This window comes from Flavobacterium collinsii, from assembly GCF_902804485.1.
GTDB lineage: Bacteria > Bacteroidota > Bacteroidia > Flavobacteriales > Flavobacteriaceae > Flavobacterium > Flavobacterium collinsii.
In genome coordinates, this window is sequence record NZ_CADCST010000096.1 from 1 (window position 1) to 13,375 (window position 13,375).

Below are 13,375 nucleotides of genomic sequence, written 5' to 3' on the forward strand. Positions count from 1 at the left end.
TAAATAGTTTCGTTCTAAAGTGGAATCTTGACTATTATTTCTCATCGCAACAAAATTTATTAAAGTTAAATTTTGTTACCGAAATATCTAACCTTTACAAGGATGACAAATATTAAGTTTGCATTGCCTTAACAAAACTTGGCGCCTTATCGCCTTTGTGGCAGATCAAAAAAAGCCCGATCGTTAAATCGGACTTCTGTTTATAATTCACAATTAATAATTAATAATTAATAATTCACAATTATTAAAGTTTGGTCATATTATTTGCCAGTGTTTCGATGAATTTACTGATTGGTCCTTTGATCATCATGGCCATCATTGCATTAAATTCGCCTTCAAAGAATAATTGAACTGCACTTTCTGAGTCAGAAACGCTGTCAATATTTGAAGTTAGGGTAAACGGAAGTTTGTCACTAGCAGCTCCCAAAACAATTTTGCTTGGTGCTGTTTTTTCTTTCATTTTAAGTTTTATTTCCGGCATACCTTTTAATCCAAAAATAAAAGCATCTTCACCGATTACTTCGAACTTAGCGATATTATCGGGCATTAATTTTTCAAAATTCTTTACATCAGTCAATAAATCAAATAAATCCTGAGCTGATTTCTGAACTGTAACTTTTGGACTTTCTAAGTTCATATATTATTTTTTTGTTTTTTATTTTAACCGCAAAGGGCGCAAGTTTTTTTGTATTTCTTTTTCTTTATAAACGCAAAGTTCGCAAAGCTGGATTTAAAATTTAATTCAAAAAAGAGCAAAGCTATTTTTAGAAAATTTAAAATCTGCAATCTAAAATTACTCCTCTTCCTGTCCCCAGGTTGATGGACTCACGTTCCATTCTTGTAAAGTAGACTGTTGTTCTTCGCTAATGTATTGTTTTTGAACTGCTAAATCCAATAGGTTTTCGTAATTGCTTAAGGTATACAAATCGATATTGGCGTTTTTAAAGTTTTCTTCGGCAACATTAAAACCATAAGTAAAAATGGCAGCCATTCCTTTAATATTCGCTCCTTCGTTACGTAAAGCTTCTACTGCCATCAAACTGCTGTTTCCGGTGCTGATTAAATCTTCAACAACTACAACATTTTGACCTTTTTGTAAAAAACCTTCTACCTGATTTTGTCTTCCGTGTTTTTTAGCTTCAGGACGCACATATACGAATGGAAGTCCTAGGCTTTCGGCAACAAGAATTCCAACACCAATGGCACCTGTGGCAACACCGGCAATGACATCTGGTTTCCCAAATTGTTTTTCTATATTTTTCGCAAATTCATCACGAACGTAATTTCGGATGCTTGGAAATGAAAGAATTAACCTATTATCACAATAAATAGGCGATTTCCAACCTGAAGCCCATGTAAAAGGATTTTCGGGATTCAATTTAATTGCATTTATTTGCAAAAGCAATTCGGCTGTTTTTTCGGCAGTATCTTTATTAAAAATCATAGTACAAATGTATAAAGTTTTTGTGAACGACAAACCACTTTTTTTGACAAATGAAATCTCAAGAGAGACTAATTTTCAATTATTCTTGTTAGAGAGCATTGATATCGAACAGCTTATAGTGAAAATCTTTCAAAATAAAATTCAAAAGGCCTATTTATATCATCCTGATGAAAAGGAGATTATGAAGACTTTAAAGGCTAAAATTCCTGTAAACAAGGCAGGGGGAGGTCTAGTGTACAATAAAAAAGGCGAAGTTTTATTCATTTTCAGAAATGGAAAATGGGATTTGCCAAAAGGAGGAATTGAGAAAGGTGAGGAAATTGAGGCTACAGCGATCCGTGAGGTTGAAGAAGAAACCGGCGTGAACCAACTTCGTATTACAAACAAGCTTCAAAAAACGTATCACGTTTTCAAGCGTAACGGGAAATACAAACTCAAAATCACACATTGGTTTGAAATGCATACAGATTTTGAAGGCACTCCGCAAGGTCAGTTGGAGGAGGGAATTGAAAAAGTGGCCTGGTTAAATCCGGAACAGATTAAAGAAGCCTTGAAAAACTCTTATGAAAATATCAAATTGTTATTTGAAGAAGAGAATCAATTGAAACAATAAGATTAAAAATCTAACCGATTGGGTATTAACACGTAGAAACATAGATTTTAGTAGCAAAATAGGAAATGAAAAAAGAAATATATTTCTTTCGCATAGAAAAATGGGTGTATTTAAATGAAGTGAAACGCCTTTTTTGTAGATGCAGAACCTATGTAACTATGTGTTAAAATGAATTAAACCAACGGTCAAAAAATCTAATTTTTTTTATATTCCAAAAAAGCTAGTGGCACTATGTTCACTGGCTTTTTTTTTAGCTCTGTGATTTGTTTAAAGAGCAGATTTATTGATGTTTAGCTAAGTTAAAATGTTTTAGAATCGTAAGAAGTGGCCCATGAAAAATCTTTACATGAAATTAGAATTTAATTTGTATTTTCGTTTATTGTAAGATTAATCAACTAACTATATGTTTTATGTCATTTCAAGCGTACTTAAAAACAATTAAAGAAAAGACTGGTAATGGTCCGACCGAATTTAGAGCTTTAGCAGAAGAAAAGGCATTTACACAGGAAGGAAAACTCAAACCTGAAGTAAAAGCCGGAGACATTGTAAACTGGCTTAAGGCAGATTATGAATTAGGACAGGGACATGCAATGGCTATTTATGCATTGCTAAAAGGAATAAAAGACGAGAATAGCCAGTAAAAAGGGTTTTATATTTTAGTCAAAATAAGAAAGTTTTGCTCGTGAAAATGTTTGAATTGTAAGGATTCTAAACTTATTCACGAGCAGCACTTTAAGTTTTTTTACTTAAACTGATCAAAAGCAGCATCAATCAAGTGTTCAATTTCTAAGAAGTTATTTGATAGTTGCACGATCTCTTCCTGAATATTTTCTAAATCAAGTTTTAACCAGCCTTCCATTAGGGTTAAGGGACCATGATTTGTGGTGACATTGGGCCATCCGTTTTCATACGTTTTAAAAGATTTTCTAAACACTTCGGCAAATTTTCGGCTCTCTATAGTGTAAACTTTGAATTTTCTGAGTTTTAAAGCATGGATGTTGTACATCAATCTTTGTTTTTCAATATCTGAATCACTAATCCAAACGGAAAAGAAAATTCTTGATTCGGAAGTTAAGGCTTCGTCAGGATTAGTGGACCAGGATTTTTTATACAGTTTTATAAAAACGGAATCTAAGTAGATTCCAACAGCAACTTCAATTGATTTTTCGCTTAGAATTTTTTGATCGAGTCGATCCGCTGCTTCTTGAAACTTTTCAAGATAAAAAGTGGTATTCATTATGGTTTTGGTTTAAATTGGTTTAATGGTTTGGTTATAGCTTTAACAAATATAAATGAACTGTTTGATAATCTGAATGTTTTTTGATTAATCAGGACCAACCATTAATGTTTTAAACCTCTTGTTTTAGGAGAATCTTAGCAATAATGTAGGGTAAAAGGGGATAAATGAATTGTAAATAGTATTAAGTTCTATAGGAGGGAAAGTCGCGTCTCAACGAGAAAATATTTTCGAATTTTTGTGTGGTGTTTTCGTAAAAGGTGAGTTGTTCTCTTTAAGAAAATATTTTGTGTTTGTTTGCTTTTGCCCTTTCAGGGCGGAATCTATTTTTTATTCCGTTTGCAGTGCGTTGCACTGCGCTGTTGCTTTTGGGCTTTCAGCCCGTTTTTTTTGAGGAATTGCTCCAGGGGAGCAAAATGTTTCTAGCTAATGTAGTTTCCAAGTATCAAAAGCTCCAGCGGAGCGAAATATAAGTATTTTGAGAAAGTTCCATTTTTTTGTTTCTGGAATTCAGTTGCTACTTTCTGGGCTTTCAGCCCGTTTTTTTTGAGGAATTGCTCCAGGGGAGCAAAATGTTTCTAGCTAATGTGGTTTCCAGGTATCAAAAGCTCCAGTGGAGCGAAATATAAGTATTTTGAGAAAGTTCCATTTTTTAGTTTCTGGAATTCAGCTGTTGCTTTTTGGGCTTTCAGCCCGTTTTTTTTGAGGAACTGCTCTAGGGGAGCAAAATGTTTCTAGCTAATGTAGTTTCCAGGTATCAAAAGCTCCAGCGGAGCGAAATATAAGTATTTTGAGAAAGTTCCATTTTTTTTGTTTCTGGAATTCAGCTGCTGCTTTTTGGGCTTTCAGCCCGTTTTTTTTGAGGAACTGCTTCAGGGGAGCAAAATGTTTCTAGCTAATGTGGTTTCCAGGTATCAAAAGCTCCAGTGGAGCGAAATATAAGTATTTTGAGAAAGTTCCATTTTTTTGTTTCTGGAATTAAGCTGCTACTTTCTGGGCTTTCAGCCCGTTATTGATAATCTTTGATCTAGAAGAACTCTATGTAACGGTTTTGGTGTGAAGCGTATGATTTTAAGTTTTCAGGTTATTTTTGATTTTTTTGCTCTGAAAGAGCTTTAGCAATAGCTTAGTGCGAAGTACTAAGAGTGAATAATGATTTTTTTAGTTAAGCCCTGAAAGGGCGATAGACTACGTGCAAAGGAAAAATTTATAACATGTTATAGCTTTTTTACTAAGAAAGTCTGCTTTTTTAGAATCTATATAATTTTTCATTTTTAACTATTTCATGTCTCAAAAATCGTACTTTTGTTTGATATCCAAATCAATAACAAAAATCATCTAAACTGTATCATACATAGCAAAATATGTTTTTTACATTATTGATTGTAATGATCGTTAATATTATCTTTGAATTATGAGCACATTATCAAAACCAAACCACATAGGACGAAAAATTAGCCGAATCCGTGAACTGAGAGACATGAAGCAGGAAGCTCTGGCGCAAGCCTTGGGGACTAGTCAGCAAACGGTGTCAACTTTAGAAAATAGTGAAGAAATTGATGATGAAAGACTGAGCCAGGTAGCAAAAGCTTTAGGAGTTACCGTTGAAGCCATTAAGAATTTTTCAGAAGAAGCTGCGATCAATTATTTTAATAGTTTTACAGATAATAGTGCAGGGACTTTTAATAATCATTGTACTTTCAATCCATTGGATAAATTAATGGAATCTATAGAAGAGAATAAAAAACTATATGAACGTTTGGTTCAGGCTGAAAAAGAAAAAGTTGAGTTTTTAGAAAAGATATTGAAGGATAAATAGTTTTATCTTTTCATAATTTAAAAGCCTAATAAATTTATGTTTATTAGGCTTTTTTTAGTGCTTTTGGTTTTATGTTTTTGTTAGCGCGTGCGCCCTGTTCGTTACTATTTTTTTGATCAGTTGTTATTGAACTTGTTTTGAATTATGTTCATCAGCGGGACGCTTGTGATAGCGGAATTTTATTTCTCAAAGTTACTTACATTGCTATGATAGATTGCAAATCTACGTTATCGGTTTAATTTTTTTTTGCATCACATTCAGTACAATTGCTATTAATGATGATTTTTGAAAGAGGAAAGCATTCAGTACATAGATTGCGTGCACAATTATTACATTTATGTAATTCACCCGTTATCAAGGCCAAATGCAAAGGATAATTATTTTGTTTACCGCAACCGTCACATTGTTTTTTGTTTTCTAAGATAAAATGACCGTCTTTAGTATAATAGGATTGCGAATAAGAAAATGCTGGATTAACTAATGATTGGGAATTAATTGAGCTTAAATCATTTAATTGTATTTTACCGTTCTCTATATAAAATTGATTTAACGGTGAAACACGACTAGTTTCTTCAAGTTTCAAAATTTTAGCTTGAAGCTTTTTAATTTCGTTACTGTAAGTAGTTTTTTCGGTTTTAGATAATTGTTGATTATCATGTAATAATTGTTTTGTTTTGTCAAGCTCTTTTTGATATTCTTCAATTTGTAAAACCTTTTCGGACAATCCTTTCGCTATGTCAATTTTTTCTAGAGCTTTTGTCTGTTCTTCAGAAGATAAGGACTGTAGAACTTTATTAAAAGATTGTACAACTGTTTCTAAGTGCATATTTTTCACTAAAAATATTTCCGCTAGTTCATTTAACATCTTTTTTTGAACTTCCTTTTTTATAGATGTGATATCGTCAAATTCTTTAATCCATGGAATTGGTTTTGTAGTTTTTACTTCATGTACAAATTGTAAGGTTTTGAAGTCAATATATTCAGGGAGAACTTTTTTTAAGGTTTGTTCAATTTCATCTATATTTTTCCCTTTCATAGATTTCAAAATTTGTCTATAAGATTGGTAATATGTCATTACTTCACTTCTTATAAAAACAAGCATTCTTTTAAAGTTTTTATGAGCGTAATGATATTCTCCATGTGTAGGAGATATCTTTTTATCTTTAAATAATTTTCCGCTATTTGGCCAAGGAAGAGGTGAACCATATTTTCCATCAATAACTAAAATCATAACAAAGGATTTGTCTAGGACTGGTATACATGATTCCCAAGGTTCCAAGTTTGGAGAATTATCTGGAAAACCTTCTGAAGAACTTAAAATCGGTCTATAACCAAGTTCAGATAGATATCGAGCAAGTTCTGCTCTTAAATCTTTTAGATTATAATCAGTTGAACTGATGAAAATTGGAAATAAGTACTCACTTGATGATTCCATGAATATTTTAGTTTAATAGTTAGTAGAAAAAATGATTTAATCTTTTTTAGATAATTTGAGGTTAATACAACTATAAAACCCGATAAACAGGATACTGTAAATGTGCCTTTTCATAATAAGCTGAATGTTTATAAATCCAGTCTAATTGCGCTTCCGGATTTTTAGCAAATTCCGGATCAGTTTGTTTTTTATTTTCCAGTTCGGCTTTTAAAGTTGTGTTTCCTTTTAGGAGTTTAGCGGCAGTATCTTCAAAAATATATCCGGAATAATGTTCTTTTTGCTGTAAAATGGTGTCGAAGAAGTTCCAGTTAAAAAAAGAATCAATGCCTTCAGGTTCAAAAGCTTCAAGGATGTATTTTACACCTTTTTGGTTAGTTGGCACGATGTAATCTCCTTTAGCGAAAGCCATTTTAACGATTTTAGAAGTTACCGTTGTATTTCGGTGTAAATAATGTCCTTCGTAGGCAGACGGAACGGTTTTAAAATCGGCAATTTTATAGCTTTCTACTTCAATAATGGTATCGTTTTTAAGTTGGGTAAACGAAATGTTATTGTTTTTCAAAAGGTCAATAATGTTCCAGTAACCACGTGGAATGATATAAGCAGAAGGTATAACAACTTCTTTTACTGATTTGAATTCTTTGATATAAGGAACGTCTTTTTTATACGGTTTGCTTCGATCATAGTACAAGCGGTTTCCGGTTGTAGCCTCGCTTTTTTTGTAAGCTGCTTCATAACCCAAGAACGAAAAGGTGGTAGCTTTTGTGCTGTCCAGTTCCCATTTTAGAGTGTAGTTTTTCTTAGCTTGATATTGTTCCAGATTTTTTACTCGGAGTTCCTTGATTTTTTGGTAATTGGCGTCGGTATAATCTAAAGTTGATTTGGTGTATTCGTAAGTCATTTTTACACGTTCGGCATATTTTTTCAGCATGTGTGTTTCGACTACAAATCCGATGGTGTTGAACAACGAAGTATAACCCGTAGTATATCTCGGACTGTCAACAAACTGCCCAAAACCTTTGTCGGGAGTGTCTTTAAATGAATCTACGTAAGGGGTTGTTTCGATTTTCTTTTGCTGTAGGTCTTTGACTAGCGCCGGCATCATTTCGGTATTCATAAAGTCACCCAGAATCGTTCCTAATTTGTTGTGCTGTGTCATGATATAGGTTAGTTTGTATTGATAATCAGAACCGTTACTCACGTGATTGTCAATAAAAACGTCTGGATTTATTTTCTGAAAAATTTCAACAAAGCTCTTTGTGTTTCGGGTATCTGATTTCATTAAGTCCCGATTCAGGTCGTAGTTGCGGGCGTTACCTCTAAAGCCATAAATTTCCGGTCCATCCTGATTGGCTCTTGTGGTTGAATTCCGATTCAATGCACCTCCGATATTGTAAACTGGAATGGTAACCAAGACGGTATTTTTCGGGACTTTTATCTTTCCTGTTGCCAGATCTCTGTAGAATTGCATGGTGGCATCGATTCCGTCAGGTTCTCCGGCGTGTATTCCGTTATTGATAAAAAGTACCGCTTTGTTCTTTTGAATTTTCTCAAAATTAAATTCCTTTTCGGGATTGTAAGTGATCATGTGTAAGGGTTCACCCGAATCTGTCAATCCCATTTCTTTCACCTGAATGGTCGGGAAATCTTGTGCCAGCATTTTATAATAAGCAATGGTTTCCTGATACGAAGCGGACTGATTTCCGTTTCCTTTTTCAAAGTAGGTGTCGTATTTTTTATTGTTTTGAGCGAAAAGGGTTAAGGAGAAAAGTGAAAGGATAAGGGTAAAAAGTTTCATGGTTTGGTTTTTTATAGCAAGAATCAAATATAATTAAATTTAGTTTCAAGTTTTGTTTGTTTCAAGTTTCAAGTTTCAAGTTTCAGGTTTGATGTGTGATTGTGCTTTGCGTTGATTTTTACCGCAAAGTGCGCAAAGTTTTTTGTATCGGATTGTGTTGATAAACGCAAAGTTCGCAAAGCTTTGTGTATATAACTTTGCGCACTTTGCGTAAATCTTTGCGCACTTTGCGGTTAAATTTAATAATTACAAATATTTCGCAAGTTCGATTATGCCGTCTTCGATTTGTTTTTCGGTTAAAGAGGCATAGCCAAGTCTGAATCCGGATATGGGTTGGTCAAAACTATATTTTTCGGGAGTCATTATCTTTATTCCTTTTGACAGTAGCTTGTCCGCAATTTGAGAAATATTAACTGGCGAGTTAGGAATTATCCAAAATGCCAGGCCTCCATCGGGTTTGGTGAAAGTGGTTTTGTCTTTGAGGTATTTGTTACAGATTGTTTCAAAATAGTCGCGTTTTGCTTTGTAAATAAGGGTTGTTCGTTTAAGGTGTCTTTTAATCTCGCCTTCGTTTATGAGCTGTAAAACGGCTTCTTCCATAATGTTATCCCCTTGTACGTCAATTATTTTTCGGTGTTTACCCACTTTTAAGATGGTTTCACGATCACTTACCAGATATCCGATTCGTAAGGCTGGTGCAACAATTTTGCTCAGTGTTCCAATATAAACTGTGTTTTTGGCATTGCTGTAACTTGAAATGGGAAGAATAGGTCTTTGTCCGAAATGAAATTCATGATCGTAATCGTCTTCGATAATCGTAAAACCGTATTGATTGGACAATTCGATGAGTTTTAATCTTCGTTTGAGACTCAAGGTAACTGTAGTTGGAAATTGATGATGTGGTGTTACGTATATTGCTTTTATGTTGTTGATTTTTTTTAGATAAGCTTCGACCTCATCAATCAGCAAGCCGTCTTTGTCGACATTTATTGGTAGTAATTTAGCTCCACTGCTTTGAAATGTTTCCCAGGCGGCCTGATACCCCGGGTTTTCGACCATTACGTAATCGTCTTTTGATAATAAACAGTTGGAGGTTAGGTACATTGCCATCTGACTTCCACGTGTGATGCAAATTTGATCCGGAGTGACATTCATTCCTCTTTTAAAATTGAGCATCTGTACGATTGCTTTTCGAAATTCCAGATTTCCGTACTCGGTACTGTATCCCATGATCTGCCAACGCGATTTTCGGTTAAAAATCTGTCGGTAGGCTCTGGCGAGTTCATTCATTGGAGCAATTCGGCTGTCGGGGATTCCATCATCAAAAATTATGACTGGCAGTGTTTCTTCTTGCGTATAACTTGGTTTTTGGTTCTGATTGGTGCTTTCAGGAGCTATTGGCAGAATATCAGCTACAAAAGTTCCTTTTCTTTCTAATGTAATCAGCCAGCCTTCGGCAATTAAAACATCTAAAGCTTCAATTACAGTGTTTCGGTTGACTTTTAGTAATCCCGCGAGCTGACGGCTTCCGGGCAGTGCATTTCCGCTATTGAGCATTCCGGTTTTGATTGCTTCAATTATAGCATCGGCGATTTGAAGATAAATTGCTTTTGCTGCATTTGTGTTTAGTTGAATTTCTAATTGCCAAGGTCTTAACATCTGGACTATTTATTTATGATAAAACTGTATCAGTTGAGTAGTCCAAAGTTAGAATAATTTTGTGGAGCAATAATGCAAAAAATAATAATTATTAGACTTATGGAAACTAAAAAGCAATTTTCATCAAAAGACTTTCACCAAACCTTTGCCAGACCCACTTTTGTGATGCCTGAAAAATTAATCCACAAAAATGTAGAACAGGCCGGAGTTCACGATCAATTTTCTACGGAGCGAAAACACCCGGTTTTCTTTGTGGATCTTCCCAGTAAAAATGTAAGTATGACGATTGGAGGTTTATTGCCGGACCAATTGACAAACAGACACCGTCATACTTATGAAACGGTTATTTATGTAATTGAAGGGCATGGATATACTGAAATTGAAGATACAAAAGTAGAATGGAAGGCAGGTGATGCTGTCTATATTCCGAGTTGGGCTTGGCACAGACATCAGAATTTAAGCAGTGAAGCAGCTGCGAAGTACATCGCTTGTGAGAATGCACCTCAGCTTCAAAATTTGGGTGTTGCATTAAGAGAAGAAGAAGGAAGAGATCTTTAATTAAAACAGAAACAAAATGAAAAACGACCTATTTAAAGGTATTATTGCTTATCCGATAACACCATTCGATAAAAACGAAAAAGTAGACATCAGCTTGTATAAAAAATTACTGGAACGTTTAATTGTTTCCGGTTGTCATGCGGTTGCTCCACTGGGAAGTACTGGAGTAATGCCTTATTTGTCGGACGAAGAGAAAGAAGCAATTACTGTCGCAACAATCGAGCAGGTTAACGGCAGAGTTCCAGTTTTGGTCGGTGTATCCAACCTAACAACAGAGAAAACTATTTATCATGCTAAATTTGCTGAGAAAGCGGGGGCAGCTGCGGTAATGATCATCCCGATGAGTTATTGGAAACTTACAGATGATGAAATTGTACAGCATTTTGATGTTGTTGCCAAGCAAATTTCAATTCCGATAATGGCTTACAATAATCCTGCAACCGGAGGAGTAGATATGTCACCTGCTTTGCTAAAAAGACTTCTTGAGATTGCCAATGTCACGATGATTAAAGAAAGTACCGGAGATGTTCAGAGAATGCATTACTTAAAGCGGGAATTAGGCGATGATGTAGCATTCTTTAATGGTTCAAATCCTCTGGCACTGGCTGCATTTTCTGCAGGAGCTACTGGCTGGTGTACGGCCGCGCCCAATTTAATTCCGAACTTGAATCTGGATTTGTATCATGCGATTGAGAACAATGATTTAGAGGCTGCGCAAAAAGTATTTTACAAACAATTGAATCTTTTGAAATTTATCGTTAATAAAGGTTTGCCACGAGCAATTAAGGCAGGTTTGGAAATTCAGGGAATAGAGGGCGGTTTTCTAAGAAGCCCGCTAAAACCATTAACCGCAACTGAAATTGAAGAATTTAAATTGATTTTGAAAGAAATAGAAGAGTAATGTATTGAGGTTTTTACCGCAAAGTACACTAAGATTTTTTTTAATTTAGAAAGGGTTGACAAGCGCAATGAACGCAAAGCTTTGCGTTCATTGCGCTTTTATAAAACCATGCTTTACAAAACTTAGTATACTTTGCGGTTAAATTATCAAATAGTTGAGATCTGAAACCTGAAACAAACAAAACCTGAAACAAAAAACTATTTTGATTACTTTTGCAAAATGAATAAAAAACACCATTCCAATAACATACTTTTGAATTTAGGAATTGAGAGCCTAAATGAAATGCAAGAGGTAGCACAAGATGCTATTTTGAACGATAATAATGTTTTACTTCTTTCTCCAACAGGATCAGGGAAAACATTGGCCTTTTTACTGCCGGTTTTAGAATTATTACAGCCTGAAATTCTTTCGGTTCAATGTTTGATTTTAGTGCCTTCGCGTGAATTAGGTTTGCAGATTGAGCAGGTTTGGAAAAAAATGGGAACCCAATACAAAGTAAATATTTGCTACGGAGGTCACTCTATTGATACTGAAATCAAGAATTTAAGCAACCCGCCAGCAGTTCTTATTGGAACTCCGGGAAGAATTGCCGATCACATTGACAGGGATACTTTTCGCACAGATAAAATTCAGACTTTGATTCTGGACGAATTTGATAAGTCCTTGCAACTGGGTTTTCATGAGCAAATGTCTTATATCATTGGGAAGTTAACGAAATTGAACAAACGTGTTTTAGTTTCAGCGACTTCTGATATTGAGATTCCGAGATACACAAGAGTGGTGAATCCAACTGTTTTGGACTTTATTCCGGAAGAGGAAGAAAAAACGAATCTTTCGATGAAAATGGTGGTTTCGCCTGCAAAGGATAAATTGGAAAGTTTATTCAATTTGATTTGTTCGCTGAAATCGCAGTCGGCTATTATTTTTTGTAACCATCGTGATGCTGCAGAGCGTATTAGCGATACGTTAAACGAAAAAGGAATTTACGCGACCTATTATCATGGCGGAATGGATCAGGAAGAGCGTGAACGCGCATTGATTCAGTTTAGAAATGGTAGTATGAGTTATCTGATTACAACTGATCTGGCTGCCCGTGGATTGGATATTCCGGAAATGAAGCACGTAATTCATTATCATTTGCCTTTAAAAGAGGATGAATTTACGCATCGTAACGGTCGTACCGCACGTATGCAGGCTTCGGGAACAGCGTATATTATTGTTCACGAAAGTGAAAAAAAACTGGACTATATTGATTATGGAATGGAGGTTTTAAAGGTTGAAAATACTACAACTTTACCAAAACCACCGGAATATCAAACGATTTATATTAGCGGCGGAAAGAAAACAAAACTGAACAAGATTGATATCGTTGGTTTCTTTTCTCAAAAAGGAAAACTTGAAAAAGGAGATTTGGGCTTGATCGAAGTAAAGGATTTTATATCGTTTGCCGCTGTAAAGTACAACAAGGTAAAAGATCTGCTTAAAAACATTAAAGACGAAAAGATGAAGGGCAAGAAATTCAAAATCGAAGTTGCCCGCAAAGTAGTGAAGAAAGAGGAGGAGAGGTAGTCTTTTTGTTTTCGGTTTTCTCTATTTGATGTTTTTCTCAGATAACTTTTTCAGAGACATGAATTCTGACAAAGTTTTGAAGCGCTATTTGTAGTAAAATATCACGTATTACAGCCTGTTTTTAGGTTTTTTTATTCTTAAATTCGGCTGTTTTTTTCGATTGATTTAATGTTTTGTTGTTTTAATTTACTGAATGTTAATGTGTTAATTCGTGGTTTAATTGTTCTTTGGTTACGTTAGGACAGGAAGCTAAAATGATTGTTAAAAAATTAAAGGTTTAGGCTTTAATTTATCATAATTTCTGCGTTTCTTGTGCCCGTAAATAATAAACCCCAAATTAAT

The 13,375-nt window shown here is 34.7% G+C and carries 12 protein-coding genes; 6 read left to right on the plus strand and 6 right to left on the minus strand.

Features of this window, described 5'->3' with window-relative positions; genetic code table 11:
• Positions 1-244: 244 nt before the first annotated feature.
• A complete protein-coding gene (locus FLA105534_RS14330) occupies positions 245-637 on the minus strand; it encodes an SRPBCC family protein (protein ID WP_173966805.1) in 393 nt (130 codons plus the stop codon).
• A 156-nt stretch (positions 638-793) separates the two neighbouring features.
• Positions 794-1,444 carry an orotate phosphoribosyltransferase gene (gene pyrE / locus FLA105534_RS14335; protein ID WP_173966806.1) on the minus strand — a complete coding sequence of 217 codons (651 nt, stop codon included), beginning with the start codon at positions 1,442-1,444 and terminating at the stop codon, positions 794-796.
• Between the two features lie 7 nt (positions 1,445-1,451).
• Here pyrE and FLA105534_RS14340 point away from each other — a divergent pair, with 7 nt between their 5' ends.
• Both FLA105534_RS14340 and FLA105534_RS14345 read left to right on the plus strand, forming a co-directional pair.
• Entirely contained in the window at positions 1,452-2,057 is a 606-nt protein-coding gene (locus FLA105534_RS14340) for an NUDIX hydrolase (RefSeq protein WP_173966807.1), read from the plus strand.
• A 410-nt stretch (positions 2,058-2,467) separates the two neighbouring features.
• Positions 2,468-2,698, plus strand: coding sequence for a DUF4287 domain-containing protein (locus tag FLA105534_RS14345; RefSeq protein WP_173966808.1), 231 nt, complete (start codon positions 2,468-2,470; stop codon positions 2,696-2,698).
• Between the two features lie 101 nt (positions 2,699-2,799).
• Here FLA105534_RS14345 and FLA105534_RS14350 read toward each other — a convergent pair whose 3' ends face one another.
• Positions 2,800-3,294, minus strand: coding sequence for a hypothetical protein (locus FLA105534_RS14350; RefSeq protein ID WP_173966809.1), 495 nt, complete (start codon positions 3,292-3,294; stop codon positions 2,800-2,802).
• A 1,414-nt stretch (positions 3,295-4,708) separates the two neighbouring features.
• Between FLA105534_RS14350 and FLA105534_RS14355 the strand changes: the two genes are divergently transcribed.
• The gene (locus FLA105534_RS14355) at positions 4,709-5,113 is read left to right on the plus strand and encodes a helix-turn-helix domain-containing protein (RefSeq protein ID WP_173966810.1); all 405 of its coding nucleotides are present in this window, start codon (positions 4,709-4,711) and stop codon (positions 5,111-5,113) included.
• Positions 5,114-5,348: 235 nt separating this feature from the next.
• On the opposite strand, the gene FLA105534_RS14360 is transcribed toward FLA105534_RS14355, so the two are convergent.
• From FLA105534_RS14360 to pdxR, 3 genes are all read right to left on the minus strand, one after another.
• A complete protein-coding gene (locus FLA105534_RS14360) occupies positions 5,349-6,548 on the minus strand; it encodes a DUF4062 domain-containing protein (RefSeq protein WP_173966811.1) in 1,200 nt (399 codons plus the stop codon).
• Positions 6,549-6,618: 70 nt separating this feature from the next.
• Entirely contained in the window at positions 6,619-8,346 is a 1,728-nt protein-coding gene (locus FLA105534_RS14365; protein WP_173966812.1) for a M14 family metallopeptidase, read from the minus strand.
• Between the two features lie 246 nt (positions 8,347-8,592).
• The gene (gene pdxR / locus FLA105534_RS14370; RefSeq protein WP_173966813.1) at positions 8,593-10,005 is read right to left on the minus strand and encodes a MocR-like pyridoxine biosynthesis transcription factor PdxR; all 1,413 of its coding nucleotides are present in this window, start codon (positions 10,003-10,005) and stop codon (positions 8,593-8,595) included.
• Between the two features lie 99 nt (positions 10,006-10,104).
• Between pdxR and FLA105534_RS14375 the strand changes: the two genes are divergently transcribed.
• The 3 genes from FLA105534_RS14375 to FLA105534_RS14385 all read left to right on the plus strand — a co-directional run bounded on the left by FLA105534_RS14375 (position 10,105) and on the right by FLA105534_RS14385 (position 13,033).
• The gene (locus FLA105534_RS14375) at positions 10,105-10,563 is read left to right on the plus strand and encodes a cupin domain-containing protein (RefSeq protein WP_246253247.1); all 459 of its coding nucleotides are present in this window, start codon (positions 10,105-10,107) and stop codon (positions 10,561-10,563) included.
• A 16-nt stretch (positions 10,564-10,579) separates the two neighbouring features.
• Positions 10,580-11,464: a dihydrodipicolinate synthase family protein gene (locus FLA105534_RS14380; RefSeq protein WP_173966815.1), complete on the plus strand. Its 885-nt coding sequence runs from the start codon at positions 10,580-10,582 to the stop codon at positions 11,462-11,464.
• A 219-nt stretch (positions 11,465-11,683) separates the two neighbouring features.
• On the plus strand, positions 11,684-13,033 hold the full coding sequence (locus FLA105534_RS14385) for a DEAD/DEAH box helicase (protein ID WP_173966816.1): 1,350 nt from the start codon (positions 11,684-11,686) through the stop codon (positions 13,031-13,033).
• Positions 13,034-13,375: the final 342 nt, after the last annotated feature.